Annotated in this window: 13 protein-coding genes and 1 pseudogene; 5 read left to right on the plus strand and 9 right to left on the minus strand. The window is 62.9% G+C overall.

Going from position 1 to position 26127, the window contains the following annotated elements:
• Positions 1-3 precede the first annotated feature (3 nt).
• From preA to BM413_RS10095, 9 genes and pseudogenes are all read right to left on the minus strand, one after another.
• Positions 4-1317, minus strand: coding sequence for an NAD-dependent dihydropyrimidine dehydrogenase subunit PreA (gene preA / locus BM413_RS10055; protein WP_091912920.1), 1314 nt, complete (start codon positions 1315-1317; stop codon positions 4-6).
• 2 nt (positions 1318-1319) lie between these two features.
• On the minus strand, positions 1320-2684 hold the full coding sequence (locus tag BM413_RS10060; RefSeq protein WP_091912921.1) for an NAD(P)-dependent oxidoreductase: 1365 nt from the start codon (positions 2682-2684) through the stop codon (positions 1320-1322).
• 233 nt (positions 2685-2917) lie between these two features.
• Entirely contained in the window at positions 2918-3232 is a 315-nt protein-coding gene (locus tag BM413_RS10065; RefSeq protein ID WP_139238572.1) for a hypothetical protein, read from the minus strand.
• 104 nt (positions 3233-3336) lie between these two features.
• Entirely contained in the window at positions 3337-5763 is a 2427-nt protein-coding gene (locus BM413_RS10070; RefSeq protein WP_091912925.1) for a GcvT family protein, read from the minus strand.
• A 275-nt stretch (positions 5764-6038) separates the two neighbouring features.
• The gene (locus BM413_RS10075; RefSeq protein WP_091912926.1) at positions 6039-7577 is read right to left on the minus strand and encodes a trimethylamine methyltransferase family protein; all 1539 of its coding nucleotides are present in this window, start codon (positions 7575-7577) and stop codon (positions 6039-6041) included.
• 873 nt (positions 7578-8450) lie between these two features.
• Positions 8451-10541, minus strand: a pseudogene (locus BM413_RS10080) (ABC transporter ATP-binding protein); the annotation flags it as partial.
• A gap of 12 nt (positions 10542-10553) precedes the next feature.
• Positions 10554-11705, minus strand: a complete 1152-nt coding sequence (locus tag BM413_RS10085) for an ABC transporter permease (RefSeq protein ID WP_091913373.1) — start codon at positions 11703-11705, stop codon at positions 10554-10556.
• A 10-nt stretch (positions 11706-11715) separates the two neighbouring features.
• Positions 11716-12750: an ABC transporter permease gene (locus BM413_RS10090; protein WP_091912930.1), complete on the minus strand. Its 1035-nt coding sequence runs from the start codon at positions 12748-12750 to the stop codon at positions 11716-11718.
• Positions 12751-12845: 95 nt separating this feature from the next.
• Positions 12846-14501: an ABC transporter substrate-binding protein gene (locus BM413_RS10095; protein ID WP_091912932.1), complete on the minus strand. Its 1656-nt coding sequence runs from the start codon at positions 14499-14501 to the stop codon at positions 12846-12848.
• Between the two features lie 494 nt (positions 14502-14995).
• Here BM413_RS10095 and BM413_RS10100 point away from each other — a divergent pair, with 494 nt between their 5' ends.
• The 5 genes from BM413_RS10100 (at position 14996) to cysW (ending at position 26114) form a co-directional block, all read left to right on the plus strand.
• Positions 14996-20470, plus strand: coding sequence for an alpha-2-macroglobulin family protein (locus BM413_RS10100; RefSeq protein ID WP_091912934.1), 5475 nt, complete (start codon positions 14996-14998; stop codon positions 20468-20470).
• A 257-nt stretch (positions 20471-20727) separates the two neighbouring features.
• Positions 20728-22824 (plus strand): penicillin-binding protein 1C, encoded by a 2097-nt coding sequence (gene pbpC, locus BM413_RS10105; protein ID WP_091912936.1) that lies wholly within the window; start codon positions 20728-20730, stop codon positions 22822-22824.
• 409 nt (positions 22825-23233) lie between these two features.
• Entirely contained in the window at positions 23234-24265 is a 1032-nt protein-coding gene (locus BM413_RS10110) for a sulfate ABC transporter substrate-binding protein (RefSeq protein WP_091912937.1), read from the plus strand.
• 120 nt (positions 24266-24385) lie between these two features.
• Complete coding sequence (gene cysT, locus BM413_RS10115) at positions 24386-25237, plus strand: sulfate ABC transporter permease subunit CysT (protein ID WP_091912939.1); 852 nt, start codon at positions 24386-24388, stop codon at positions 25235-25237.
• Positions 25230-26114 (plus strand): sulfate ABC transporter permease subunit CysW, encoded by an 885-nt coding sequence (cysW, locus tag BM413_RS10120; RefSeq protein WP_091912940.1) that lies wholly within the window; start codon positions 25230-25232, stop codon positions 26112-26114. Before cysT ends, cysW begins: the two co-directional genes overlap by 8 nt.
• Positions 26115-26127 lie beyond the last annotated feature (13 nt).

The raw sequence follows: 26127 nt of genomic DNA on the forward strand, positions 1-26127 counted from the left end.
GCGCTACTCGGCCGCCACCTTCGCCATCGGGTTGTTCGGATGCTGCGTCCAGTTCGCATAGACCGGCGAGACCGGCTGGCCAGTGCGCTGGTCCATCACGCCGGCAGCCAGCGGCTCCATGGTGATGCAGTTCTCGACCGGGCAGACATTGACGCAGAGATTGCAGCCGACGCATTCCGCCTCGATCACCTCGAAGTGGCGCACGCCATCGACCATGTTGGTGATCGCCTGATGCGAGGTGTCCTCGCAGGCGATGTGACAACGGCCGCACTTGATGCAGGCGTCCTGGTCGATATGCGCCTTGGCGACATAGTTGAGGTTGAGATACTGCCAGTCGGTGACATTGGGCGTCGCACGCCCGATGACGTCGTCGAGCGTGGCATGGCCTTTTTCGTCCATCCAGTTCTTCAGCCCTTCGATCATCTCCTGGACGATCTTGAAGCCGTAGGTCATCGCCGCGGTGCAGACCTGCACATTGCCGGCGCCCAGCGCCATGAATTCCGCCGCATCGCGCCATGTGGTAATGCCGCCAATGCCGGAGATCGGCAGGCCGCGCGTCTCCGGATCGCGCGCAATCTCGGCCACCATGTTGAGCGCGATCGGCTTTACCGCCGGGCCGCAATAGCCGCCATGGCTGCCCTTGCCGTCGATGGAAGGCTCGGGCGAGAACGTATCGAGATTGACCGCCGTGATGGAGTTGATCGTGTTGATCAGCGACACGGCATCCGTGCCGCCTGAATGCGCAGCGCGCGCCGGCTTGCGGATGTCGGTGATGTTGGGCGTCAGCTTGGTGATTACGGGCATGCGCGTGTACTGCTTGCACCAGCGCACGACCATTTCGATATATTCCGGCACCTGGCCGACGGCGGCACCCATGCCGCGCTCCGACATGCCATGCGGGCAGCCGAAATTGAGCTCGATGCCGTCCGCACCGGTTTCTTCGACCGCCGGCAGGATCGCCTTCCAGGCATTCTCCTCGCAAGGCACCATGATCGAGGCGATCAGCGCCCGGTCGGGCCAGTCGCGCTTGACCTGCTTCATCTCCTGCAGATTGATCTGAAGCTGGCGGTCGGTGATGAGCTCGATGTTGTTGAGGCCGAGCAGGCGGCGGTCAGCACCCCAGATCGCGCCATAGCGCGGGCCGTTGACATTGACGACCGGCGGGCCTTCCTCGCCCAGCGTCTTCCAGACCACACCGCCCCAGCCGGCCTGAAAGGCGCGGATGACGTTGTAGGCCTTGTCGGTCGGCGGCGCGGAAGCCAGCCAGAACGGGTTCGGTGACTTGATGCCGACGAAATTGTTGCGGATGTCTGCCATGCTCATGCCCTCCCGTTAGAGGTGAGTGCCCGGTGGATGCTCTCTGCCGCGTCGCGCCCCTGCGCGACCGCCGAAACCGTCAAATCGTCGCCGCCCAGAATGCAGTCGCCGCCAGCCCAGACCTTGGGAAGCGAGGTACGGCCTTCGGCATCGACGACGATCCTGCCGCCTTCCATGGTGATCGAAGCGCCGCTGCCATTGAGTGCCGCCGGCTCGAAAGCCTGGCCGATTGCCTTGAACACCTGGTCGGCAACCAGCCGGACCGTCTCGCCGGTGCCCGAAAGCTTATCACCTTTCAGCGCCGTGTATTCGAGTTCGATGGCCGAGACCTTGCCGTTCTCGGCGATGACCTTTTTCGGCTGCAGCCAGTGGCGGATAATGACGCCGTTGGCGGTGGCGAGATCCTGCTCAAACTCCGAAGCGTTCATGTACTCCTGCCCGCGCCGGTAGCAGATCGTCACTTCTTCGGCGCCGAGCAGCTTGGACTGCACGGCCGCATCGATTGCCGTCATGCCGCCGCCGATGACGACGACGCGGCGCCCGACCGGCAGCTTGCCGAGATCGCTGGACTGGCGAAGGTCTGCGATGAACTCGACGGCGTTCTCAACGCCCGCCGCGTCCTCGCCTTCAGCGCGCAATGCGTTGATGCCGCCAAGGCCGAGGCCGAGGAACACCGCGTCATAGCTCTTGGTGAGTTCGGACAGCGAATAATCGCGGCCCAGCGCCTTGCCGTTCTCAATGGCGATGCCGCCGATGGCGGTGACATAATCGACTTCGGCCTGTGCAAAGTCGTCGGTGCTCTTGTAGGCGGCGATGCCATATTCGTTCAGACCGCCAGCCTTGGGCTTGGCTTCAAGAACCGTCACCTCATGACCATGGCGCGCAAGGCGGTGCGCGGCGGCAAGCCCGGACGGGCCAGCCCCAACGACGGCGATCTTCTTGTTGGTCGGCAGCGCACGCTCATAGAACTGCTTGTTCTGCTCCATCGCGATGTCGGTGGCATAGCGCTGGAGGCGACCGATCTGCACCGGCTTGCCTTCCGCCACCTCACGAACGCAGACCTCTTCGCACAGCGTTTCGGTCGGGCAGACGCGGGCGCACATGCCGCCGAGGATGTTCTGGTCGAAAATCGTCTTGGCCGAACCGACCGGATTTCCGGTCGAAATCTGGCGGATGAACATCGGGATATCGATCGACGTCGGGCACGCCTGCATGCAGGGCGCATCGTAGCAGAAATAGCAGCGATCGGATTCGACCAGCGCCTCGTGATGATCGAGCGGCGGATGCAGATCCGAAAAATTCTCGGCATACTGCGCCGGCGCGAGACGCCCTCCGGCTATGCCTTCCTTGAATTGACCTTCGGCCATTCCAGTTCCCCATTATTGTGGTTTTGAGGAGAGGCTAGCACGTTTTATTTTTTTATCAATTGGTCAATTTTCTGGATAAGCAATTGAATTGGCAGGATAAAAACATGATTAAGTTAGTCATGTTTTCTCTACTTTGCGGTATCGCTTGGGAGCAACGCATCGTTTACCACCGCTGAATGGTATCCGCGGCAACAACGATCCAGAAAAGTGTTGCCTGATCAAATAGATGCTGCTCAGCGGCACGAGCCGGAATAGGACCCTGACCCGATGGGTGGACATCCCGGTTTCATGACCGGCACCTGCGGTTGCTGCTGCGGCACGATCCGGCGATCCTGCTCCCGGTTGAACTGCTGCTGCAACTGGAAGATCTCGCGCTGCTGGATGCCTTGCTGGATAGCCTGATTCTGAATGGTGATCTTTGCCGCCCTTGCCTGCGCCGCGGCCTGTTCGGAAGCAGTCTGGGCAGATGCACCGGGAATGCCCAAGCCAAGCGCCATCGCTATCGTGAGAACGCCGAGCGTCGATTTTATCGCAGGATACGAACGCATGACCGTCGCCTTCATCGAGTTTGGAACCATTTAACCTGAATGTAGGGCGTTATCGCCTCGATTCCATGATGAATCTGTCCTGCACGCGCAAATGTGAATACCATTTACCCCCGCATCCGGCCCTGATTGGCGTCGAATAGCGGGGCTGCCTGCATCCGTGCTGAATGCCGCTTGCCGAGCAGTTCGATCTCGAAGCCGTCCGTCTCTTCGGCAATCTCTTTCGGCACATAGCCCATGGCGATGGAAACTTTCGCACCATGCGCATAGCCGCCGGAGGTTACCCAGCCCCTCACCTCATCCTTGAACCAGATCGGTTCGTCGCCGATGACATCGGCATCGACTGCATCCATCACGAAGGCGCGCAGGCGCAGTTTGCCGCCATCCTTGCGCTCGGAAAGTGCTGCCGCCTTGCCGATGAAGTTCGCATCCTTGGCATAGGCGACGAAGCGGTCGAGCCCGGCTTCCAGCGGCCCGTAGATCGGCCGGTATTCGCGCGCCCAGGAGCCATAGTTCTTTTCCAGCCGCAGCGCGTTCAGCGCCCGCGACCCGAACAGCCCGAGCGAGAACTCCTCGCCGGCATCCAACAGCACTTGAAAGACATGGCGCTGATATTCCGGCTCGATCCAGATCTCGTAGCCGAGATCGCCGGTATAGCTGACGCGCCCGACCAGACATGGCGCCATGCCGATGTCGAGCTTTCTGATATCCATGAATTTGAAAGCATCCGCCGAAACATCAGCATGCGTAACCTTGCTCAAGAGTTCGCGCGCCTTCGGCCCTGCGATGGAAAGCCCCGTGAGTTTCTGCCCTACCGCCTCGAGGCTCACAGATCCATCTGCCGGCAGATGCTGTTCGAACCAGCGCATATGGTATTGCTCGGCAATGCCCGAGCCGGCGATGAACCATTCGCCATTGCCGAGATTGGCCAGCGAAAAGTCGCCGATCAGCTTGCCGTCTTCCTTCAGCATCGGGGCAAGCGTCATGCGGCCGGCTTTCGGCAGTTTGCAGGCCAGCATGCGGTCAAGCCAGACTTCAGCACCCTGCCCCTTCACGCGATATTTGGCGAAGCTCGAAATCTCCGACAGGCCGACGCCCTCGCGCACCATCCTCACCTCGTTGGCGACATGCTCGAAATCGGTCGAGCGCCGCCACGAGAACTCATCCTTCACGCCTTCCGGCGCATACCACAGCGGCACTTCCAGCCCATAGGCCACGCCCCATTGCGCGCCCTTGGCCGAAAGCAGGTCGTAGATCGGCGTGGTCTTCAGCCCCCGGCCAGCCGGCAATTCTTCGTTGGGGAAGCGGATGGAGAACCGCCGCGAATAGTTTTCGCGCACCTTGGCATTGGTGTAGCGCATCGAGGCCCAGTCGCCGTAGCGCGAAATATCCATGGCCCAGATGTCGGCGCCCGGATCGCCATGGATCATCCAGTTGGCAAGCGCCAGGCCGACGCCGCCGCCCTGGGAAAACCCGGCCATGACACCGCAAGCCGACCAGAAGCCCGGCAGGCCGCGCACCGGCCCTACCAGCGGGTTGCCGTCCGGCGCGAAGGTGAAGGGGCCGTTGATGATCTGCTTGATGCCGGTGTTCTGGAAAGCGGGGAAATGGCGGAATCCGACTTCCAGCGACGGCGCGATGCGGTCGATGTCTGGCTCCAGCAATTCGTGGCCGAAGTTCCATGGCGTGGAAAATTCGGACCACGGCTTGTTGGCCTTCTCATAGGTGCCCATGAGCATGCCGCCGCGCTCCTGGCGCAGGTAAAGCTCGCCGTCGAAATCGACGGCGTGGATGATCTCGGTGCCGGTCCTGTCGTTCCATGCCTTCACCTCGGGCATGTCCTCGGTGATGAGGTACATGTGCTCCATGGCCAGCACCGGCAGTTCCAGCCCAACCATGCGGCCCACTTCGCGCGCCCAAAGCCCGCCGGCATTGACGACATGTTCGGCGACGATCTCGCCCTTGTTGGTGATGACGCGCCACAGGCCGTCCTCGCGGCGCACGATGTCTTCAACCTTGGTGAAGCGCTCGACTTCCGCTCCGAGTTTTCGCGCCGCCTTGGCGTAGGCATGGGTGACGCCCGAAGGATCGAGATGCCCGTCCTCCGAATTGCGCACTGCGCCGACGAACTGCTTGGGGTCGAGCAGCGGCATAAGCTCCGCCGCCTCCTTTGCCGATATCTCTTCAAGGTCGAGGCCGAGATAGCGGCCCTTGGCAACGACGCCACGCAGCCAGTCCATGCGCGCCTCGGTCGCGGCAAGCAGCACACCGCCGGTGACATGCACGCCGGTCGCCTGGCCGGAAAGCTCCTCGATCTCCTTGTAGAGGCTGATCGTGTATTTTTGCAGCTTGGCGACGTTCGGATCGCCATTGATCGTGTGCATGCCGCCAGCCGCATGCCATGTCGAACCGGAGGTCAGCTCGTCGCGCTCCAGAAGCACGACATCGGTCCAGCCGTGCCTTGCCAGATGAAACAGCACGGAGCATCCAACGACACCTCCGCCAATGACCACGACCTGCGCATGCGATTTCATGATTTTGCTCTGTTTTCAGTGAGTTGGATGGGTTTTGAGATTCTGGATGGGAAGTGGTTGAATCAAGCGATGAAGTGCTATCGACCCCCACTCCGTCCGCTTTGCGGACACCTCTCCCCCCATCGACGGGGGAGAGGAAGTCAGCGCGTTTCCATCAACGTTGACTTCGGTCTCCCTGCAGGGCAGCTGCGATCTTGGCGCCTTTCCTCTCCCCCGTCGATCGGGGGAGAGGTGTCGAGCGAAGCGAGACGGAGTGGGGGTCGACCAGACGGCGCTCACGGCTCCTCCACCCCGATCTCTTCTTTCCGCCGAGCCACATAGGCCTCCAGCGCCTCGCGCACCGAAACATCCATTTCCGGCTCGACATATTCCTCCAGCGCTTTCTTCCACAGCCGCGTCGCCCGCGCCGTGGCGTCCAGCCCGCCGCCTTCCTGCCAGGCTTCATAGTTCTGCCAGTTGGACAGCATCGGCTGGTAAAATGCCGTCGAATAACGCTCCAGCGTGTGCGGCTCGCCGAAGAAATGGCCGCCGGTCGGGACGCGGCCGAGCGCATCAAGCGCCAGTTCGCCTTCGTTCACCGCGATAGGCGTCAGGAACTCCATCATGTGCTGGATCATCTCGACATCGATGATCAGCTTCTCGAAACTCGCCGTCAGCCCGCCTTCCTGCCAGCCGGCGGCGTGGTAGACGAGGTTGCCGTGGCCGAGCACCGCGCCCCACAGCGCCATCATCGTCTCGTATGTGCCTTGCGCGTCGGCGGCGTTGGAAGCCGAACCAGGTGTGGTGCGGTAGGGCAGCGAGTATCGCCGCGCGAGCTGACCAGAGGCGATGTTGGCCTTGGTGTTTTCGGGCGTTCCGAAGGCGGGCGCACCGGAGCGCATGTCGACATTGGAGGTGAAGGCCCCATACATGACCGGCGCGCCGGGGCGGACAAGCTGCGTCAGCACCACGCCGAATAGCGCCTCGGCGTTCTGCTGGGCAAGCGCACCGGCCAGCGTCACCGGGCTCATCGCCCCCATCAGCGTAAAGGGCGTGACGGCGACCGACTGGCCGAACTCGGCCATGGTCATCAGCCCCTCAGCCATCATGTCGTCGAAGCGGCGCGGCGAGTTGACCGAGATGATCGTGGTGACGCCGGGATCGTCGCGCATCTGGTCGAGCGTCAGCCCGCGCGAAATCGCCATCATGGAAATGCCGTCCAGCGCCCTGCCCCGGCCGATGGCAGAGACGTGAAAGCTTTTGTCTGTCAGCGTAGCGTTGGCGAAATAGGTGTCGAGGTGGCGGGAATTAGCCGGCATCTCGACCGGCGCACAGACCTGATTGCCGATCATGTGGATGCAGTTGAAATGCTGCGCCAGCCGTACGAGATCGCAATAGTCGGTGTAATTGCCGGCGCGGCGTCCACGCTCCATGTCGTGGACATTGGGCGGACCGGCGACGAGCGTGAAACTGATATCGTTGCCGCCAAGCCGGATTTTCCGCGCTGGATTGCGCGGCGTCAGCGTGTAGCTGGAAGGCGTTGTCTTAAGCGCCTCAGTCACCATGCCACGGTCAAGCCAGACGGTTTGCGTCGCGTGATCGACCTTGGCGCCGGCCTTCTCGAACAGCGACAGCGCACGTGGGCTCATTACCTCGATGCCGAAATTTTCGAGGATATGCATGGAGGCTTCGTGGATGGCCTCGATCTGGTCGGCAGACAGAAGCGCCATCGGCGGATAGGGATTTTGCACCCGGCGAAGCGGCAGTTGCGGGATGGCCGCAGTTCCCCTGCCCTGGGATCGTTCGCTGCTGCGTCGGCGTCTGTCGGTGCTCATGCACCCATTGAATAGGCCCCCAGCCCGGCAGTTCTGTCAGAAAAGCGGCACCGGCAGGCGCGATTTTAGCCGGGGCGTCACTTCGGACTTTCTCCTAAGAAAATAGCGGCATCGGGTGCCGCTATTTTCAGATAGGTCCAGGCGCTCCGGCTATCTCGGCTTCTTGCCGAAGACCTTGATGTATTCAGCCTCACCACCCTTGGCGAGCGCCTTGGCCTGCTTCACCCAGTCCTCGCGCTCGATGCGGCCGCGGAAGCTCAGATGGTCGTCGACCCATTCGCGTTGCGCCTTTTTCCAGGCGGCAACCTGCGCGAATGTGTAAACGCCGAGTTCATGCAGGATGCCCTCGATCTTCGGGCCAACCCCGGAAATCATCTTGAGATCGTCGGGAGCAGCCGGGCGCGCAATGCCTTGCGGGCGGCCTTTTTCGGCAGGCACGGACGGCTTGGCCATCTTCGTCTGCGCTGGCGCGACGGCCTTCGCGCGCGCCGGTGCCTTGGCAGGTTTTGCACCGATGGCGGCACGAGCGGCAGCCGGAGACGACGCCGTCTTCACCACGCGAGGCTTCTGCCCAACCTTGCCTTCGGCGCGTGCTGCCTCTTTTGCGGTAGCAGCCGTTGCAGGCTTGACCTCGCCGCTGACAGCCTGACGTCCCTCACCTGTTTCAGTCAGGGACTTTTCCGGAGCCGATTCACCGGGCCGAGCGGAAATCGCTTTTGAGGATGCCACTTTGGGTTGTGCCTTTGCCTTCATGGCTTCATTGGGCGTGTTCGGCGCCTCCATATCGGCCAGCGGAGAGACCGGCGGTGTAGCCATCGTCTTCCGTGGTGACTCAGCCGTCGGCGCAGCGACTGCAGGATCCGGTTTTTTCTCGTCCTTGGCGAAACTGATCACCGGCTCCATGCCGGCCAGAACGTCGTCGGGCAACCAGCACAGGCTCTTGTGTCCGTCGCCAAGATCCTTGAGCGGCGGCACCCTTGTCTCGCACAGATTGTCGGGCACCAGGCTCTTGTAGCGGCAGCGCGTCTGGAACGGACAACCCGAAGGCGGGTTCATCGCCGAGGGAATGTCGCCCTCGAGCACGATATGCTTCTTGATGACGCTGGTGTCGGCGATCGGGATCGCGGATAGCAGCGCCTCCGTATAGGGGTGATATGGCGGCGAGAATATCTGGTCCGTCGTGCCCTGCTCGACGATGTGGCCGAGATACATAACCACCACGCGATCAGCGATGTAGCGCACCACCGAAAGGTCGTGGCTGATGAACAGCATGGTCGTCTTTGACTCGCGCTGGATATCCATCAGCAGCTCGGTCACCGCTGCCTGGACAGAAACGTCCAGCGCCGAAACCGGCTCGTCGGCGACCACCACGCGGGCTCGGCCGGCGAAGGCGCGGGCAACGCCGATGCGCTGCTTCTGGCCACCCGAAAGCTGGCGCGGCATGCGCTCAGCAAAAGCGCGCGGCAGCTTCACGAGGTCGAGCAGTTCCAGCATCTTCTTGCGGCGCTCGCCGGCATTGTTGCCGATCTTGAACTTTTCCAGCGTGCGGATGATCTGTGAGCCGACCGAATGGCTCGGATTGAGCGTGTCGAACGGGTTCTGGAACACCATCTGGATCGACGAGACAGTCTCGACGTCGCGGTTTTCGATGGCGATGGACTGGATATCGCGGTTGCCCAGCGAAATCGTTCCGGAACTCGCCGTCTCCAGCCCGAGCAGAACCTTGGCGAGCGTCGACTTCCCGCAGCCGGATTCGCCGACGATGGCGACCGTCTCGGATTCGCGCGCCTCGAAGCTGATGCTTTCATTGGCCTTGACGACGCGGCCCTCACTGCCGCCGAACACTTCGTTGGCCGAAACCTTGTAGTATTTTTTGAGGTTGTCGATCTTCAGCACGGGCGCGCCGGGTGTGATCGGCGGCTTGCTGGTCTTTGCCCCCTCGGGCAGCGCCGTCCAGTCGATCTCGTCGAAGCGCACGCAGCGGCTGTGGTGGTTGTCGTGGCCTTCGACCGGGATCATCGGGATTTCGGCGGCGTTGCAGACGCCTTCGACGAAATGCTGGCAGCGCGGACCGAAATTGCAGCCTGTGGGCCGTTCGTGCGGCAGTGGCAACTGGCCGGGAATGGCAATCAGCGGCCGCGAATTCTTGTCGGCACCCGGCAGTGGGATGGAGCGGAACAGCCCTTGCGTATAGGGATGGCGCATGCGGTCGAACACGTCTTCGACCTTGCCGGTCTCCACCGCCTCGCCCGAATACATGACGGTGATGCGGTCGCAGGTTTCCAGGATCAGGCCGAGATTGTGCGACACGAAGATCATCGACGTGCCGAACTCCTTGCCGAGCCCCTTCACGAGTTCGACAATGCCGGCCTCGACGGTAACGTCGAGCGCGGTCGTCGGCTCGTCGAGCAACAGCAGCGCCGGCTTCGACAAAAGCGCCATGGCAATGACGATGCGCTGCTGCTGGCCGCCCGAAAGCTGGTGCGGGTAGGATTTCATCATCCGCTCGGGGTCCGGCAGGCGCACCGACTTCAGCATCGCCAGCGAGCGGCTGTAGGCCTCCTCCTTCGACACCTTGTCGTGGATCAGCGGCACTTCCATCAATTGCTGGCCGACCTTCATCGCCGGGTTAAGGCTCGCCATCGGCTCCTGGTAGATCATGGCTATCTTGTTGCCGCGGATCGCGCGCAGTTCCTCGTCGGACATGTCGCCCATGTCCTTGCCCTGGAACTTGATGCGTCCGCCGACGATCTTCCCGACATTGGAGAGGTCGCGCATGATGCCGAGCGACACGGTGGACTTGCCGCAGCCGGACTCGCCAACGATGCCCATCGCCTCCCCCGGCATGACCGTGCAGGAGAAGTCCATCACCGCCGGGATTTCACCTCGCCGGGTGAAGAAGGAGATGGAGAGGTTCTCGATTTCGAGGATCGGCTTGGCGGGATTCCTTACAGCCTCGTTCATCGTCTCTCTCCGTCAGTCTTTCATCGATTGTTCGCGCAGCGCATCGGCCAGAAGATTGAGGCCGAGCACGAAGGTCATCAGCGCGATTGTCGGCGGCAGTGCCGGGTGAATGAAGGAGCGCAGCAACCGGCTGGCATCCTTGATTGCCGTGCCCCAATCGGGGCTTTCCGGCGCGAGACCAAGGCCGAAATAGCCGAGCGTGCCGAGCAGGATGGTGGTGTAGCCGATGCGCAGGCAGGCATCGACGATCAGCGGGCCGCGGGCATTGGGCAGGATTTCCCACAGCATGATGTACCAGGGACTTTCGCCGCGCGTTTGCGCCGCCGCCACATAGTCGCGCGTCTTGATGTCCATGACCAGGCCGCGGACGATGCGGAACACGCCGGGGCTTGATGCGAACACCACCGCCACGAAGATGTTCAGCTCGTTCGGGTCCATCTTGACGATGCCGAACGGGTCGGCGTTGAAGACGAGCCCGATATAGACCCAGCCTCCGAACAGGAGGGTGAGGCCGAGAAGCAGATAGAGGCGCTCCGGCCGGTTCTTGAAGCGCGTGTAGAAGAGCGTGCAGAAGAAGATGATCGGGAACAGGAAAAACAACCCGGCCATCGCAAAGGGGATTGGCGTGTCCATGATGCCCGGTGTCACCAGCAGGTAGAACAGCAGGATGACAGGGAAGGCCAGCACCAGATTGGCGAGGAAAGACAGGAACGAGTCGATCCTTCCGCCGTAATAGCCTGCCGGCAGGCCGAGCGTGATGCCCACCATCAGCGCGAAGCCGGTTGCCAATGGCGCGATCGCCAGAACGATGCGGCTGCCATAGATCATGCGGCTGAAGACGTCGCGGGCGAGCTTGTCGCCGCCGAACAGATAAGCAAGGCCCGAATTGGCGTCGATGGCACCGGGCAGCGCATCCTTCATGACCGGTATCTGCCCGAGCGGATCGAACGGCGCGACCCTGTTGGCGAAGATCGCGGTGAACAGCCAGAACAGGCAGATGACCACGCCGGCGATGCCGACGCCGCTGTCGAAGAGCTGGCCATAGAGGCCGAGCTTCTTCTTGAACCAGAAGCTGGCGCCCAGCACGATCGCCATCGCCACCCAGACGGGCCAGAAGCGCGCAAGCACCGCAAGCACGATCTGGGTTGCGGACAGGAATTCCATCGTACCCATCTTACTGCACCCTGATGCGTGGATTGAGGTAGGCGTAGCCCAGGTCCGAGATGAGCTGGGTGAACAGAACGACGAAGACCGAGACCAGCGAACAGCCGAGCAGAAGGTCGATGTCGTTGTTGCCGGCGGCTTCCACCAGCGTGTAGCCAAAGCCCTGATAGCGGAACATCACCTCGACGATGACCACGCCGGTGAGCAGCCATGGAAACTGCAGCATGATGACGGTGAACGGGGCGATCAGCGCGTTGCGCAGCGCATGCTTGATGACGACGCTGGAGAAGCTCAGTCCCTTCAGCCGCGCTGTGCGGATATATTGCTGCGTCATCACCTCGACCATCGAGGCACGGGTCATGCGGGCAATGTAGCCGATGCCATAGATGGCCATGGTCATCACCGGCAGGGTGAAATTGTAGAAGGTGATGCCTTGCGCCGTCGCCGTCGCGGCAGAGCCGTTCAGCCAGCCGAGCCATGAGGCGAAGATGACGGTGAAGATGATGCCGGAAACATATTCGGGTGTCGCTGTCGTCGCGATCGAGGCGACCGAGAGGGTTCTGTCGGTTCGGGTGCCCTCGCGCATGCCGGCCAATATGCCGATGAGCAGCGCGATCGGCACCATCGTCACCATGACCCAGAACATCAATATGCCGGTGGCACCCAATGCCGGGAAAAGCTTGTTGGCGACCTTGGTCTTGAACTTGGTCGAGCAGCCGAAGTCGCCTTCCAGCACCCCGCCATAATAAGGTTCTGACGGCTCATTGCAGAATGAGAACCGCGGTATGGCTTTGCCAGTGGCGTCGATATTGGGCTGCTTCTTCACCACGCCGATCCACTGGCCGTAGCGCACGAAGAAGTTCTGCCGGTAGCCGTTCTTGACCAGCCAGCTTTCGATCTGGTCGGCCGGACTGCGCATGTCGAGCTGGCTGATCGCCAGCTTCTTCAGGTTCGGTTCCAGATTCACCATGAAGAAGACGACCATCGTCAGGCACAGCATGGTCAGAACCATGGTCCCGAGACGGCGTATAATGAAAGCAAACATGGTCAGCCCCTGCCGTTGGGTTGGGGTCAGATGCGGTCAACCCGTTGGAATCGGGAGAGGGACACGGATGCCCCTCTCCGACGGTTGAAGCAGTTTCATGCCTCGGCGAGCCAAACCTTGCCGAAGTCGTGCTCGAAGGTCGGATGCATGCCGTGGTTCTTCACGGTCTGCGCCGAGTGATTGTAGAGCTTGCGCCAGTAAGGCTGGATGATGATGCCGGAATCCTGGAGGATCTTCTCGATATCGGCCATCACCGTCTTGCGCTTTTCGGCATCGGCGATCGACAGGGCCTCGTTGACCTTGGCGTCGAAATCCGGGTTCGCATAGGCGGATTCGTTCCATGCCTCGCCGCTGCGGTAGCCGATGGCGATGACCTGGATGCCGAGCGGACGCATATTCCAGTTGGTCATGGAATAAGGATACTTCGTCCAGTCGTTCCAGAAGGTCGAGCCCGGCAGAACCGTACGCTTGACCTTGATACCGGCCTCGCGAAGCTGGGCTGCGATCGCATCGCCCGTATTCTTGTGCCAGTCCTCGTCCACCGTGATCAGGTCGTGCTCGAAATCGGCCTGTCCGGCTTCTGCCATCAGCGCCTTTGCCTTGGCCGGATCGCGCGCCACCTTCGGCAGCTCCGCATATTCCGGATGGATCTGGCAGACGTGATGGTTTTCAGCAGGCACGCCGGCATTGCCATAGCCGAGCTGGAGCACCACTGCGTTGTCGACGGCGAGCTGGAGCGCGTTGCGCACCTTCTGGTCGTCGTAAGGCTTGTTTGCCACGTTGGTGCGCGCGACGATGGTCGAGGCGGTAACCACCTCGGACTTCACCAGATCGAGGCCGTCGAGGATGGTTACGTAGTCGGCCGTCGTCTCGTGATTGGTCTGGACTTCGCCAGCCTCGAAAGCGCTGACCATGGCCGCCGGATCGGTGCCGTAGTCGATGAATTCGACGCCATCGAGATAGACTTCGCCGTTCCACCACTTGCCGTCTTCACGGCGCTTGTAGACGACCTTGCTGCCGACATCGTAGGAAACGAGCTCGAACGGGCCGGTGCCGATCGGGGTGGCGACGAAATTCGCGCCCTTCTCGTCGAAGCTGCGATGCACGACCAGACCCGGATAGTCGGTCAGGTTCGGGATGAGCGCGATGTCGGACTTGCTGAGCGTCAGCTTGACGGTGTTGTCATCGACCTTGGTGATCGCGCCTTCGCGCAGCTTTTTCGTAGCGTCGTCGACCAGGCTGCCCATGCGGCCCGGCATGGAGTTGCCTTCCACCGTCTTGTCGCACCAGCGGGTGAAATTGAAGATCACGTCGTCGGCGTTGAAGACGTCGCCATTGTTCCATGTCGCGCCCTGACGAACCTTCAGGACATATTCCGTAGCATCGTCATTCACTTCCCAGCTTTCGAGAAGGTAAGGCTCGAAGGTGAATTCACGGCTGTATTTCACCAGTGGTTCGAGCGTCTGGCGCTCGGCATTGGCGATTTCGGACCAGTCGGCGGTGCGCGGATCCTTCGGATCCTTGATGGACATCGCCACCTTGAGGACGCCGCCCTTCTTGGGTTCTTCCTGCGCCATTGCAGGGGTGGGCGCGGCAAGACCGATCATGCCGTACGCCATTGCGGTGGAAGCGCCGAACACGCTCGCCAGTGCGAGGAACTCGCGGCGATCCATGCCGCCAGCCTTCACGCTCTTGGCCATTTCGACGATATGGTCTGGAACGCGATCCCCGTTGTTCTTGTAGAATGTCATCTTAGAACTCCCATTGTTGGCTTTCCGCCGATTAGCATTCCGCATCCGGCCCTCGATGTCAAAAGGAGCGGATCACAGAACTCGGGAGTAAATGTGCAACTTTGAATGGCTGGCGGTTCGCGCGAATACGACAAACTTGGCGCAAAATTGCTATTGCGCGGGCGGATTCGGCGGAATCTTCTGCGGACAATAAAACTGATACATTTGGAGCGTGCCGGCCAGCGCCAGAGGGGCCATTCCTTGAGGCCAGGCAAGGGCTCGCGGGGGCACCGCCACAGCCCTGACGTGTGGCTGCCACTAAAAATTGTGGAAACATGTATAGGCATATCTTTTGGTCGATGCCTCCGTCCCATATTCAGCACCTAACCGAATTCCGGATCAGGCTACATCCAAAAGACATGGGTAGACGTTAAGCCTGCCGGGGCATCCATGTTGACAAGCGCCGGCCAAGCCGGATTCATGGACGCCGAAACGACAGCGGTGTGGAGGAGACAATGTCTATGCGCGCGGCACGTGGTTTGTCGGTTTTCGTCTTTCTTTTATCCCTGCTGTTCACCGGTGTCGGCACTGCACTCGCCGTCGACGCACGAACCATCGCCACCAGCGACAACGGCGACTATTTCGGCTTCGACCTGAGGTCCGAGCAGAACGTCACGCTCGATCAGTGCAAGTCGACCTGCCTCGGCGATTCCTCCTGCCGCGCCTTCACCTACAACACCAAGGCCAAATGGTGTTTCCTCAAATCCGATTTCGCCACGCTGAAGTCTTTCCCGGGCGCGGTTGCCGGCAAGGTCGTGACGCTGAACAGCGACCCCGATATCGGCGCGCCGCCTGAACTCGCTTTCTTCTCCGCCGGCATGATCGACGAGGCCCGCCAGTTCCGCACGAAGCTGACCGACGGCTCGGTGACGATCGGCCAGGAAGGCTTGGCCGCACTGACCGAAACAGCCGGTCAGGCGCTGCAGAACGGTGACCCGCGCACGGCGATGCAGAAATTCACCACCGCCGTCGCGACCTCACCCAATGACGGCACACTTTGGCTCGGCCTTGCGCGTGCCATCGTCGGCGTCGCTCCCGCCAACAGTGAAGAGACCGCGAAACTGCAACGTGACGGAACCTCGGCCGCATGGAACGCCTACCAGCTTCTGCGTACCACGCAGACACGCGCTGACGTGCTGGCCGTGATGGCAGTGGCGCTCGACAAGCGCGAGATGTTCCGCCCTGCCCTTCAGGCCTATGAGGCGAGCCTCGCGCTGGTCAATTCGGCAACCATCCGCGCCGAGTATGAAGACCTGAAAGCCCGCAAGGGATTCCGCGTCATCGACCATTCCGTCGACAATGACAGCGCCGCCCCGCGCATCTGCGCGCAATTCTCCGAAGACCTCGTCAAGACCGGCGTCGATTACGCGTCCTTCGTGACCGTCGACGGCGCAGCGCCCAAGGCGATCGAAGCCAAGGACAAGCAGATCTGCGTCGAGGGGCTGGAGCATGGCCGTCATTACAACGTGACCTTCCGCGCCGGCCTGCCTGCGGCGGTCGGCGAAGTCATCGCAGCCCCGGTCGTGCTCTCCATCTATGTGCAGGATCGCACCGCCTCGGCGCGCTTCACCGGCGACAGCTTCGTGCTGCCGGCGACTGCCAGGCGCGGCATTCCGCTCGTCACTGTCAACATGGCGGCAGCCGACGTGAAGCTTTTCCGCATCGGCGACCGTTCGCTGGCCCAGCTTCTCACCGGCTATCAGTTCCTGCGCCAGCTCGACAGCTACGACATTTCCAACATTTCCGACCAGATGGGCGAGCCGATCTGGGAAGGCCAGATCGAGATCGCCAACGAGCTCAACAAGGAAGTGACCACCAGCTTCCCGGTCGACGAGGCGTTGCCGCAGCGCAAGCCCGGCGTCTATGTGCTGACGGCGCAGCCGGTCAACGACCGCAGCGAGGATTATTCCTCCCGCGCCACGCAATGGTTCGTGGTCTCGGATATCGGCCTTTCCACCTATACCGGCCAGGACGGGCTCAACGTCTTCGCCCGCTCGCTCGGTTCGGCCAAGCCGATAGCCGACATCGAGCTGACGCTGCTTGCTCGCAACAACGAGATTCTCGGCACGGCCAAGACCGACGCCGAGGGCCGCGCCACCTTTACGCCCGGCCTGACGCGCGGCAGCGGCAGCATGGTACCGGCGGTGCTGATGGCAAGCCAGGGTGACAGCGACTTTGTCTTCCTCGACATGACGCGCGCCGGCTTCGACCTGTCCGACCGCGGCGTGACGGGACGGACCGCGCCCGGCGCGCTCGACGTCTATGCCTGGACCGAGCGCGGCATCTACCGCGTCGGCGAGGAAGTGCACGTTGCGGCCCTCGCCCGCGATGACGCCGCCAAGGCGGTCGAGAACCTGCCGCTGACCTTCATCTTCACGCGACCCGACGGCGTCGAGGACCGCCGTATCATCTCGGACGGCGCCAATGCCGGCGGCCACGCCGTCGACCTGACGCTGGCGAACAACGCCATGCGCGGCACCTGGACGGTCTCGATCTACACCGACCCCAAGCAGGCAGCGGTCGCCAGCCAGATGTTCCTGGTCGAGGATTTCGTGCCCGATCGCATCGAATTCGACCTGACCAGCGACAAGCCCGAGATCGCGGCCGGCGAAGCAGCCAACGTTACGGTCGATGGCCGCTTCCTTTATGGCGCGCCGGCTGCGGGTCTGGCCCTCGAAGGCGAAGTGACGCTTTCGACCATGCAGGAATGGGAAAGCTTCCCCGGCTACTCCTTCGGCCTTGCCGACGAGCAGGAAGGCGAAGCGACGCGCATTCCGCTGGCCGACCTGCCGGTCGTCGGTGACGACGGCAAGTCGACCTTCCCGGTGGCGATCGAGCAACTGCCTTCGACCACCCGCCTGCTGAACGCTGCCGTGACCGTGCGCATGCGTGAAAGCGGCGGCCGCGCCGTCGAGCGCGCACTCGACATCGGCATTCGTCCGCAAGGCCGGATGATCGGCATCCGTCCCGACTTCTCCGGCGGCGAGGTGCCGCAAGGCGGAACCGCCAAGTTCAGCTTCATCGCCGTCGACCCGCAAGGCAAGCGCGAGGCGCTGCAGGGCGCGCAATGGTCGCTGGTAAAGGTCGAGCGCAATTACCAATGGTATCGCAGCGGCAACGCCTGGAACTACGAGCCGGTGACCTTCACCAAGGCTGTCGCCAACGGCCAGATCGATCTTGCCGCCGACAAGGAGGCGTCGATCAGCGCGCCCGTCGACTGGGGCCGCTACCGCCTCGAAGTCGAGACCGCCGACCCGGCAGGCCCGGCCACCAGCTTCGAATTCGACGCCGGCTGGTATGTGGCTGCAACCTCCACCGAGACGCCGGACGGGCTCGAAATCGCCCTCGACAAGGACCACTACGCCGCCGGCGAAGTCGCCAAGCTGCAGGTCTCGCCGCGCTTTGCCGGCGAGCTTCTGGTCACCGTTGGCGCCGACAAGCTTCTGAAGACGATCACCGCAAGCGTGCCGGAAGGCGGCGCGACGGTAGACGTACCGGTCGGTGATAACTGGGGCGCCGGCGCTTATGTCACCGCAACGCTCTACCGCCCCGGCGAAGCGCAGGAATCGCGCATGCCTGCCCGCGCCGTCGGCGTGAAATGGCTGAAGGTTGATCCCGGCGCAAAACAGCTCGGCGTGACGCTTTCGCCGCCTGAGAAGACGGCACCGCGCCAGACCCTGTCGATCCCGGTTGCGGTGACGGGTGCAGCCCCGGCCAGCGACGCCTATGTCATGGTCGCAGCCGTCGATGTCGGCATCCTCAATCTGACACAGTACAAGACGCCCGATCCGGAAAACTGGTTCTTCGGCCAGCGTCAGCTCGGCCTCGAACTGCGCGACCTCTACGGCCGCCTGATCGACGGTTCGCTCGGGACAACGGGCAAGCTGCGCACCGGCGGCGACGGCGCCAACATGGCGTCCGACGGCAGCCCGCCGACCGAAAAGCTGGTCGCCTTCTTCTCCGGCCCGGTGAAACTCGATGCTGAGGGCAAGGCGACAGTCGATTTCGACATTCCGCAGTTCAACGGCACCGTGCGCATCATGGCCGTGGCGTGGAGCAAGGAGGCTGTCGGCCACGCGAGCTCCGACGTGATCGTGCGTGACCCGGTCGTCATCACGGCCGGCCTGCCACGCTTCATGGCGCCGGGCGACGCCGCCGAAATGCGGCTCGACATCGCCAACACCGACGCGCCGGACGGCGATTATTCGCTGGCCATCGACACATCAGGCGATCTTTCGACCGGCACGGTTCCGGAGAAAGTGACGCTGACTGCCGGCAAGCGCCAGACGCTGACGGTCCCGCTCACTGCGCAATCGAGCGGCGATGCCGGGCTGACCATCCGGCTCGCCAATGCGGAGGGCCTGAGTGTCGAGCACAACCTGACGATCCCGGTGCGGCCGGCCGAACTGCCGGTGACGACGCGCACCGTGGTCGATTTAAAACCCAATGCCAGCCTGCGCATCGACAAGGAACTGCTGGCGGCAAGCCTGCTCGACGGTGCCTCCGTCAGCGTCGGCGTCTCGCGGGCAACGGCCTTCGACGTCCCGTCTCTGCTGATGACTCTCGACCGCTACCCCTATGGCTGCGCCGAGCAGACGACCAGCCGCGCGCTGCCGCTGCTCTATGTCAGCGAACTGGCTGCCAGTGCCGGCATGGCCGACGACACCACCCTGCACGACCGCATCCAGCAAGCCATCTACCGCGTGCTGAACTATCAGGCGTCATCGGGCAGTTTCGGCCTGTGGGGACCGGGTTCGGGCGATCTCTGGCTCGACGCCTATGTCACCGACTTCCTGACCCGGGCGCGCGAAAAGAACTACGACGTGCCGAGCGAGGCGATGCTCTCCGCGCTCCAGAACCTGCAGAACGCCATTTCCTACGACATCGACCTGCAGGACCGCGGCAGCGAGATCGCTTATGCGCTCTACGTGCTGGCCCGCAACAAGAAGGCATCGATCGGCGACCTGCGCTATTACTCCGACACACAGCTCGAAGCCTTTTCGAGCCCGATGGCGGTGGCCCAGCTTGCCGCCAGCCTCGCGCTTTACGGCGATCAGCAGCGTTCGGAAAACACCTTCCAGGCAGCACTGACGCTGGCGAAAACCAACACCGAGCATGACTATTCGCGCTCGGACTATGGCTCGCGCCTGCGTGACGGCGCTGCCATGCTGGCGCTTGCCGCCGAAAGCAGACCGGCACCGAAGGTGATCCCCGAACTGATCAGTCTCGTCACCGCCGAGCGCAAGGCTGCGAACTACACCAGCACCCAGGATCAGGCCTGGATGCTTCTGGCGGCGCGCGCCACCCGCGCCAACAGCGACGCCATCCAGCTCACCGTCAACGGCGCGCAGCACGGCGGCGCCTATTCACAGCAGGTCTCCGGCAACGATCTCGCCGACAACCCGCTGGTCATCGCCAACACCGGCAAGGATGCCTTGCAGGCAGTGGTGACGGCGGTTGCCGCACCGGCCCAGCCGCTGCCTTCCGGCGGCGACGGCTTTCAGATCGCGCGCACCTATTATGCGCTCGACGGCTCCGAGGCCAATGTCACCAGCGTCTCGCAGAACGATCGCTTCGTGGTGGTGCTGAAGATCGACGAGTCCAACAACTGGCCCTCGCGCGTGCTGGTGACAGACCTTTTGCCGGCCGGCTTCGAGATCGACAATCCGGGACTGGTGTCCAGCGCCGACCTCGGCAATTTCCCCTGGCTTGCCCGCACCGAAGCCGCGCATCTCGAATTCCGCGACGACCGTTTTGTCGCCGCCTTCGACCGCACCTCGGGCGACAACGGCCAGATCACGCTCGCCTATGTGGTGCGCGCCGTGACGCCCGGCATCTATGCGCATCCGGCGGCCAGCGTGGAAGACATGTACCGGCCGCAATACTCGGCCCGCACTGCGAGTGGGATGATGGAGGTGAGAGCGCCGTAATCATGAAAGCGCTTGGCCATATGTCGGCGACAGCGGCTTACAAATGTGCGTCGCGCCGCCCCTCACCCTTACCCATTCCGGGGCGAGCCACGGGTCTCGCCCGTCCTCCGGCCCCTCGTAAACGGGGAGAGGGGGGCATCGACGTTGCAGCCAGCCTTCTTCTTCCCTCGAAGGAGGAAGCGGTAGGGTTGCGGCCAGCCTTCTTCTCCCCGTCACTATACGGGGAGAAGGTGCCGGCAGGCGGATGAGGGGCAGCTATGCCTGTCCCAATAAGAGCGCTGCGAAAACTGGCGGCTTACGCCACAGCCGGTGCGGCAGTCGTCGCACTAACGATCACCACCCTCTACACCCTCGACCGAGCCTACCCCCCACCCCTGCCCGCGCAACTCACCGTCTCCTCGGAAGTGCTCGACCGCGACGGCGCTCTTCTCCGCGCCTATGCGACACCCGACGGCTACTGGCGGCTGGGAACCAGCCTCGACCAGGTCGATCCGCAATTCGTAAAAATGCTCATCGCCTATGAGGACAAGCGCTTTTTCGACCATGACGGCGTCGATGTGCTCGCACTGCTCCGCGCAGCCAAGCAGTTCGCCGGCAACGGCCGCATCGTCTCGGGCGGCTCGACGCTGTCGATGCAGCTTGCCCGGCTGATCGAGCCCCGCGACAGCCGCAGTTTCGGGTCCAAATTCCGGCAGATCCTGCGCGCCATCCAGATCGAGCGGCGGCTTTCCAAGCGCGACATCCTCGAGCGCTACCTGACGCTGGCGCCCTATGGCGGCAATCTCGAAGGCGTGCGCGCCGCCTCGCTTGCCTATTTCGGCAAGGAGCCGCGCCGGCTGACCGTTTCGGAAGCAGCATTGCTCGTTGCCCTGCCGCAATTGCCCGAACGCCGCCGCCCCGACCGCAACCTGAAGACCGCGCAGGCCGCACGCGACCGCGTGCTGGAACGCATGGTGACGGCGGATATTCTGGGCGAGCGCGAAGCCGCCCGCGCGGCAAACGACACCGTTTCCGAGGTGCGCTTTGCCCTTCCCGCGCTGGCCGCACATGTTGCCGATGCCGCACTCCGCAAGGCGCCCTCGCAGAGCCGGCATCAGGTCACGCTGCGCAAGCGCGTTCAGGAAGGGCTGGAAGCCGTCGCCAAAAGTGCTGCGGCCAAGCTTGGCCCGCGCATTTCGGTGGCGATGGTCCTGGCCGATGCCCGCACCGGCGAAATCCTCGGCGAGGTTGGCTCGGCGAACTATTTCGATGCCAGCCGCTCGGGCTGGATCGACATGACGAACGTCTCGCGCTCGCCCGGCTCGACGCTAAAACCCTTCATCTACGGGCTGGCGATGGAACAGGGTCTTGTCGCGCAGGAAACGCTGATCGAGGACCGCCCCGCCGATTTCGCCGGCTACCGCCCGCGCAATTTCGACATGAGCTATCAGGGCGATGTCAGCGTGCGTCAGGCGCTGCAACTGTCGCTCAACGTGCCGGCCGTGCGCCTGCTCGACGCGGTCGGCCCGGCGCGGCTGACGGCGCGGTTCCGGCAGGCCGGCGTCATCCCTGCCTTGCCGAAAGACGAGCCGCCGGGCCTTGCCATCGGCCTTGGCGGCGTCGGGCTGTCGCTGCGCGATCTGGTGCAGCTCTATACCGGCCTCGCCAACAACGGAAAGGCCCACATCCTCCGCGACGGCACCGAGGCGACCGAGCCAGTGCAGGGCGGCGGTACGATCCTCGATGAGCAGGCGACGTGGCAGATCGCCGATATTCTTTCCGGCGTGAAGCCGCCGGAAGGGGCCAGCCATCGCGGCATCGCCTACAAGACCGGCACATCCTACGGCTACCGCGACGCGTGGTCGGTCGGCTTCGACGGCCGCTATGTGCTGGGCGTGTGGGTCGGGCGCGCGGATTCCGGCTCGGTGCCCGGCCTGTCCGGCTATGTCTCGGCAGCGCCAATCCTGTTCGAGGGCTTTGCCCGGTCCGGCCTTGCCGCGGTGCCGCTTGCCCGCGCGCCGGCTGGAGCGTTGCGCACCGCACGCGCCGATCTGCCGGTGACGCAGGCGCGTTTCACCTCCGGCTCGGACGGGCTGGTCGCGATAGCCGCGCCGACCGAACCGCCGCCGCAGATCATCTTTCCGCCGGATGGGGCAAGGGTCGATCTCGGAACGGTCTCAAGCGCCGCCTCACCGCTGGTGCTGAAACTGCAGGGTGGCCGCGCGCCGTTCCGCTGGCTGGCAAACGGCAAGCCGCTGGCCGAACTCGAGCGCCGCCGCACCGCGACATGGCAGCCCGACGGCACCGGCTATTCGACGCTGACCGTCATCGACGCCGCCGGCCGCGCGGCAAGCGTGAAGGTGTTTGTGGAGTAGCGGCACAGCGTTCCTTCGCGCGCCCCTCTGGCCTGCCGGCATCTCCGCAAGGAGGGAGATCAGCCTTCATGTCTGCTTTCACCAATCTTCGACGTTGCAGAACTGGTGGCCAAGCTGATGGCAGCTAATCTCCCTTGCGGGGGGGCCGAAGGACGGGCCGAGACCCGTGGCTCGGGCCAGGGCGGCCGGCAGGCCAGAGGGGGGTGTTCCAGCTGGGCGCCGGGTTGATACCTTTGGCTTGAAATACCGGAGGCGACAGAACGCCCAACCCCCATTAGAAAAAAATTTTTCCTCCATCATCCCCTCCAAAGTGAGGAAAATTGCTCACGCTCCCCTAAATTAGCATGTTTGGGTGCGTCTAATTTCTATCAAATCGATAGAGTACCCTTCGAATTCAACGGAGGCAGACATGACCAAATATCGATCTCGTTACCTTCTTGCCGGCCTCCTCGCCGGAGCACTGCAACTCGGGTCTCTCGGCTTGGCAGCGGCCGATACGACGATCCTCAACGTGTCCTACGATCCGACACGCGAACTCTACAAGGACTACAACGAAGCCTTCGCCAAGCATTGGAAGGCCGAGACCGGCGAGACGGTGACCATCCAGAACTCCCATGGCGGCTCGGGCAAGCAGGCCCGCGCGGTGATCGACGGGCTCGACGCCGATGTCGTCACGCTGGCACTGGAAAGCGATATCAACGCCATTGCCGAAAAGACCAAGAAGATCGCGCCGGACTGGCGCGGCAAGCTGCCGAACAACTCCTCGCCCTACACCTCGACCATCATTTTCCTTGTCCGCAAGGGCAATCCCAAGGCGATCAACGACTGGGGCGACCTGGTGAAGGACGACGTGCAGGTCATCACGCCGAACCCGAAGACGTCCGGCGGCGCGCGCTGGAACTATCTGGCCGCATGGGCCTGGGCCGACAAGGAGTATGGCGGCGATCAGGCCAAGATCAAGGACTACATCGCCACCCTCTTCAGCAAGCACGTTCCCATCCTGGACACCGGCGCGCGCGGCTCGACGGTGACATTTGCCGAGCGCGACCAGGGCGACGTGCTGCTCGCATGGGAAAACGAAGCCTATCTGGCGCTCGACGAATTCGGCGCCGACAAGTTCGACATCGTCTTCCCGCCCTCCTCCATCCTGGCCGAACCGCCGGTCGCGGTGGTCGACGGCAATGTCGATGCCAAGGGCACCCGCAAGGTAGCCCAGGCCTATCTCGAATATCTCTATTCCGAGGAAGGCCAGCGCATCGCCGCCAAGCATCATTACCGCCCGTCCAAGCCTGATCTTGTTCCGGCCGACGAGTTGCAGAAGCTGCCCGAGTTGAAGCTCGTCACCATCGACGACCCGATCTTCGGCGGCTGGAAAAAGGCACAGCCCGAGCATTTCGGCGATGGCGGCATTTTCGACCAGCTTTACAAGCCGGCCCAGTAATTCGGACTATCTACCGACTTGGCTCTGCCGGGGCGTTTGACGCGACTTTTCTAAAAAGCCACGCCATTCGCCCCGGCAGAGCATGTTACTACTAGCTGCGCGCAGCGAATAAGGGACGACATGACCACAGAACCCGCCCAGGCGGGGTGGCGATTCAAGGCGCCGAGCGTCATTCCGGGTTTCGGATTGACGCTCGGCTTCTCGCTTGCCTACCTCACGCTCATCATCCTCATCCCGCTGACGGGTCTCGTCTGGCGTTCGGCGTCACTTGGCTGGACCGATTTCTGGGCAATCGCCACCGACCGCCGCACGGTCAAGGCGCTGGAGATCAGCTTCGGCACGGCGCTGATCGCGGCTGCCGTCAATGTCGTCTTCGGCACCATCGTCGCCTGGGTTCTGGTGCGCTACCGCTTTCCCGGCCGCCGCGTAATCGACGCCATGGTCGACCTGCCTTTCGCCCTGCCGACGGCGGTCGCAGGCATCGCGCTGACCACGCTCTACGCGTCCAAGGGCTGGATCGGCAGCCTTCTGGCGCCGCTCGGCATCAAGGTCGCCTACACGCCGCTCGGCATCGTCATTGCCCTGATCTTCATCGGCCTGCCTTTCGTCGTGCGCACGGTGCAGCCGATCATCGAGGAGATCGACAAGGAGGTCGAGGAGGCAGCCGCCACACTCGGCGCCAGCCGCTTCCAGACCATCACGCGCATCCTGTTTCCCGGCCTCGCACCGGCCATCGTCACCGGCTTCGCGCTGGCCTTCGCCCGCGGCGTCGGCGAATACGGCTCGGTCATCTTCATCGCCGGCAACATGCCTTACGTCTCGGAAATCGCGCCACTGCTGATCGTCATCAAGCTCGAGGAATACAACTACGCCGCAGCCACCGCCATCGCCACGATCATGCTGGTCATCTCCTTCGTCATGCTTCTGGTCATCAACCTCCTCCAGTCGTGGAGCCGCAAACGCTATGGCTGAGCTTGTCGAAACCTCTTCAAGCCGCGCCCGCGAAAACCGCGCGTCGGCCATCAACGAAAGCCGCACGACGCGCTGGATCCTGATGGCGCTGGCCTTCGGCTTCCTGGCGATCTTCCTGCTGTCACCGCTGGTGCTCGTCTTTGCCGAAGCGTTCAAGCGCGGCATCGAGCCTTACACCGAAGCGCTGGTCGACCGCGACACGGTCGCCGCGATCCGCCTGACCTTGCTGGTGGCGGCGATCTCCGTGCCGCTGAACCTTGTCTTTGGCGTGGCTGCCGCCTGGGCGATTGCCAAGTTCGAGTTCAAGGGCAAGGCGTTCCTGATCACCCTGATCGACCTGCCCTTCTCGGTATCGCCGGTCATTTCCGGCCTGGTCTACGTGCTGCTTTTCGGCGCAAGCAGCGTGCTCGGCCCATGGCTGAAAAGCTACGGCATCGAAATCCTCTTCGCCGTGCCCGGCATCGTACTGGCAACCGTGTTCGTGACGTTCCCATTCGTAGCGCGCGAACTGATACCGCTGATGCAGGAACAGGGCACCGGCGACGAGGAAGCAGCCCTTTCGCTCGGCGCCAATGGCTGGCAGGCCTTCTGGTATGTGACGCTGCCCAACATCAAATGGGGCCTGCTTTACGGCGTGCTCCTTTGCAACGCCCGCGCCATGGGCGAGTTCGGCGCGGTGTCGGTCGTGTCGGGTCACATCCGCGGCCTGACCAACACCATGCCGCTGCATGTCGAAATCCTCTACAATGAGTACAACGCCGTCGGTGCTTTTGCCGTCGCCTCGCTGCTGGCAGGCCTGGCGCTGGTCACGCTCGTTTTGAAGACCATTCTGGAAATCCGCTACGGCCACGCCATCGCCGGCAGCCGCGGACACTGACAAGAAGAATTCG

Origin of the sequence: Mesorhizobium sp. YR577, assembly GCF_900116595.1 — a bacterium.
In the GTDB taxonomy this organism is placed as follows: Bacteria; Pseudomonadota; Alphaproteobacteria; order Rhizobiales; family Rhizobiaceae; genus Mesorhizobium_M.